The organism is Protofrankia sp. CiP1_Cm_nod2, assembly GCF_920664355.1.
Classification (GTDB): domain Bacteria; phylum Actinomycetota; class Actinomycetes; order Frankiales; family Frankiaceae; genus Protofrankia.
Window position 1 is genome coordinate 1 of the sequence record NZ_CAKKTL010000345.1, and the last position, 3,932, is coordinate 3,932.

Here is a 3,932-nt window from a genome sequence, read left to right on the forward strand (position 1 = left end):
CGCGTTGCTGGCCCGGGTGGCCCGCCGGCTCGGCCTGCCCGACGACGTCGCCGCGGCGCCGCGGCGGCTGCTGACGCTGGCCGGCGGTGAGATCGTCGCCGGTGAGGCCGGGGTGCGCGTGACACTCGCGGACGCGCTCGCCGACGGGCCGGTCGAGGCGGTGGAGGTCTTCCGCCACCGGCGCACCCAGCCGTTGGGCGCCGACGGCCAGGGTGACGTGCACGTGGCGTTCGCCGCGGCGGCGCACCGCGCGGTCGTCGACGTCGACGTCGACCTGGGGCTGGTGCGGGTGGTGTCGATGGCGCTGGTCCAGGACGTCGGTACGGTGCTCAACCCGCTGTCGCTGCGCGGGCAGGTCGAGGGCGGCACGGCGCAGGGGCTCGGGCTCGCGCTGATGGAGGAGCTGGTGGTGCGGGACGGGGTGGTGCGCAACCCGACGTTCCACGACTATGTGCTGCCGAGCATGGCCGATGTCCCGGAGCTGGACTTCGTCGCGTTGAGCCACCCGCAGCCGGGGGCGCCCTACGGGGTGAAGGGGGTGGGTGAGGCGCCCACCTGCTCGGCGGCGCCGGCCGTGGTGGCGGCGGTGCGCGACGCGGTCGGCCGGGACCTGCGCCGGGTACCGGTCCGCCCTCAGGATCTCCTCGGCCTCGGCGATCCCGATGGCGGTCCCGAGGGTGGTCCCGAGGGTGGTCCTGAGGGTGGTCCTGAGGGTTCCGGCGGTGGCCGGTGACCGAGCCCGGCCCGACAGCGGGCTCCCAGCCGATGACAGCCGCCGGCCGGACGGCGGCGTCCGGCCCGGGCACGGGCACGGGTACGGGTACGGCGCGGACGGCCGTCCGTGGGCCGGTCGAGCTGCCGGAACGCCCGGTCGTGCTGTGCTCGTCACGGGTCGTCACCCCGGACGGTGTCCGGCCGGCCGCCGTGCACATCCGGGACGGGCGGATCACCGCCGTCACGCCGCCGGAGGCGGTGCGCGCCACCCCGGGCGTCACCGATCTCGGTGACCTCGCGCTGCTGCCCGGGGCGGTCGACACCCACGTCCACGTCAACGAGCCGGGCCGGACCGAGTGGGAGGGCTTCGCCACCGCCACCCGGGCCGCCGCCGCCGGCGGCGTCACCACGATCATCGACATGCCGCTCAACGCGGTCCCGCCGACGACGTCGCTGGCCGCGCTGACCGCGAAGCGGGCCGCCGCGGCCGGCCAGGCATGGGTCGACGTCGGCTTCTGGGGCGGGATCATCGGTGCCGACACGCGCAGCCTCGCCGACCTGGCGGCCCTGCACGACGCCGGGGTGTTCGGCTTCAAGGCGTTCCTCGCACCGTCCGGGGTGGCCGAGTTCCCCCACGTCGGGATGGACGTGCTCGCCGCCGCCACCGCCCACACCGCCCGGCTCGGCGCGCTGACCGTCGTCCACGCCGAGTCACCGGCCGTCCTGGACGCGGCGCCGCCTACCGTCGGCCGGCGGTACGCGAGCTGGCTGGCCGCGCGCCCGCCGGCGGCCGAGACCGAGGCGGTCGCCGGGCTCGCCGCGCTGTCCGCGGCCACCGGCGCCCGCCTGCACGTCCTGCACCTGTCCGCGGCGGCGGCGCTGGACGACGTGCTGGCCGCCCGCGACGCCGGAGTCGCGCTGACCGCCGAGACCTGCCCGCACTATCTGACATTCACCGCCGAGGAGGTTCCCGATGGTGCGACTGTGTACAAGTGCGCACCTCCGATCCGGGGGGAGGACAACCGGGAGCGGCTGTGGCAGGGGCTCACCGCGGGCCTGTTCACCGCGGTGGTGACCGATCACTCTCCGTCCGCACCGGAGCTCAGAGCCGTCGAGTCGGGCGACTTCGGGCAGGCGTGGGGCGGGATCGCCTCGGTGCAGCTCGGCCTGGCCGCCGTGTGGACGCAGGCCCGCCGCCGCGGCCACGGCCTGGCCGACGTGGCCCGCTGGATGTGCACCGGCCCGGCCGACCTGGTCGGGCTGGCGCACAAGGGGCGGATCAGCCCCGGGGTGGACGCCGACCTCGTCGTGATCGATCCCGAGGGGTCCTTCGTCGTCGACCCGGCCCGGCTCGCCCACCGCCATCCGCTGACCCCCTACGCGGGCCGGCCGCTGGACGGCGTCGTGCGGGCCACCTACCTGCGCGGCAGGCGGGCCGACGGCGACCGGCCGCCGCACGGCAGGCTGCTGTCGCGATGACCCCGGCATCCGGCGGGGGAGCTGGCTGTCAGGCCATCCGGCGCCAGCGCGCCGGGTTCCAGCGCGCCCGGTTCCAGCGCGGCCGCGTTCGAGTTCCGTCTGAACATCCGAGTTCCCAGCGGTGGACGCCCGTCCCGCACGGTCACGGGCGTCCACCGGAGAAGATCTGTAGAGAAGAGGATCCGTGAGCGACGCTCCCGATCTGACGAATCTTGTCGACCTTGCCGCGGCCCGGTTCGGCGGGTCGGTGGTGGCCGTCAACGACGAGTTCTTCGCGCTCGCCGAACGGATGCTGCTGCCCGAGCCACCGATCGCCCGGCCAGGGGTGTTCACCGAGCGGGGCGCGTGGACGGACGGCTGGGAGACCCGCCGCCGCCGCGACCTGTACGGCTCGGACTGGGCGATCATCCGGCTCGGCGCGCCCGGCGTGGTGCGCGCGGTGACCGTCGACACCTCCCACTTCACCGGGAACGCCCCGGAGTCGGTGGAGATCCACGGCGCCACCCTCGGTGGCTACCCGTCCGCCCCCGAGGTCGCCGAGGCGTCGGTCAACTGGGTCGCCCTGGTGCCCCGGACGCCGGTCCAGGCCGACGCGGTCAACGTCCTGCCGGTGGTGCGGGCCGGGCACACCCGCGTCACGCACCTGCGGCTGACCATCCACCCGGACGGCGGGGTGGCCAGGCTGCGCGTACACGGCACGGTGATCCCCGACCCGAGGCTGCTCGACCGCGTCACCTCCGACCTGGCCGCGGCCTATCTCGGCGGGGTGGTCATCGCGTGCAGCGACATGCACTACGGCGACCGGCACAACCTCAACGCCTCCGGCGAGGCCCGGGTGATGGGGGAGGGCTGGGAGACCCGCCGCCGCCGCGGCGTGGGCCACGAGTGGGCCGTGGTGCGGCTGGTCACCGCCGGCGAGGTGATCAGGGCGGAGGTCGACACCCGGCACTTCCACGGCAACGCGCCCCGGGCGGTGGCCCTGTGGGCGGCGTCCGCCCCCGAGCTGTTCGGCAACGACGAGGTCTCGTCGCTCGAGAAGATCACCCGCTGGTACCCGCTGCTGCCGCAGGTACGGGTGCAGCCCAACACCCGGCACCTGTTCGACCTGGAGGTCCCGGTGGAGGCCACCCACGTGCGGCTGGAGGCGTTCCCCGACGGCGGGCTGGCCCGGCTGCGGCTCATCGGCACGCCGACCCAGACCGGGCGCCAGCAGCTGGCGATGCGCTGGTTCAACGCGCTGTCCCCGGGGGCGGCCCACGCCGAGCTGCTGGGCTGCTGCGGTTCGGAGGACTGGGCCGCCGTGGTCGGCGACGGCCGGCCGTACCCGACGCTGACCGCGTTGCTCGACGCGGCCCGTGAGCAGTGGTGGCAGCTCACCGAGGCGGACTGGCTGGAGGCGTTCACCGCGCATCCCCGCATCGGGGAACGCGGCGCCCCGCTGCCCGCGCCGACCACGTCCACCCGGGCCACCCTGGCCGGGATGGACGCCCCGCGCCGGGAGCAGGCCGCCCTGGACAACGCGAGCCTGGACCTCAAGGCGGCGCTGGTCGCCGGCAACCAGGAGTACGAGGACCGGTTCGGCTACGTCTTCCTGGTACGTGCCGCCGGCCGCAGCGCCGAGGAGATGCTGGGGCTGCTGCGGGAGCGGCTGGGCAACGACCAGGCCACCGAGCTGCGGGTCGCGGCCGGCCAGCAGGCCGAGATCACCGGACTCCGGCTGCGACGGCTGATCAGCGGCT

Annotated in this window: 3 protein-coding genes; all 3 read left to right on the top strand. The window is 75.5% G+C overall.

Annotated features, from left to right (window positions below; genetic code table 11):
- Positions 1-733 (top strand): molybdopterin cofactor-binding domain-containing protein (locus tag NBW84_RS23025; protein WP_250287350.1); only part of this gene is annotated, 733 nt, incomplete at its 5' end.
- The gene (allB, locus tag NBW84_RS23030) at positions 730-2,193 is read left to right on the top strand and encodes an allantoinase AllB (protein WP_250287351.1); all 1,464 of its coding nucleotides are present in this window, start codon (positions 730-732) and stop codon (positions 2,191-2,193) included. The genes NBW84_RS23025 and allB, both read left to right, overlap by 4 nt.
- A 184-nt stretch (positions 2,194-2,377) precedes the next feature.
- On the top strand, positions 2,378-3,932 hold a 1,555-nt coding region (locus NBW84_RS23035), incomplete at its 3' end, for an allantoicase (RefSeq protein ID WP_250287352.1).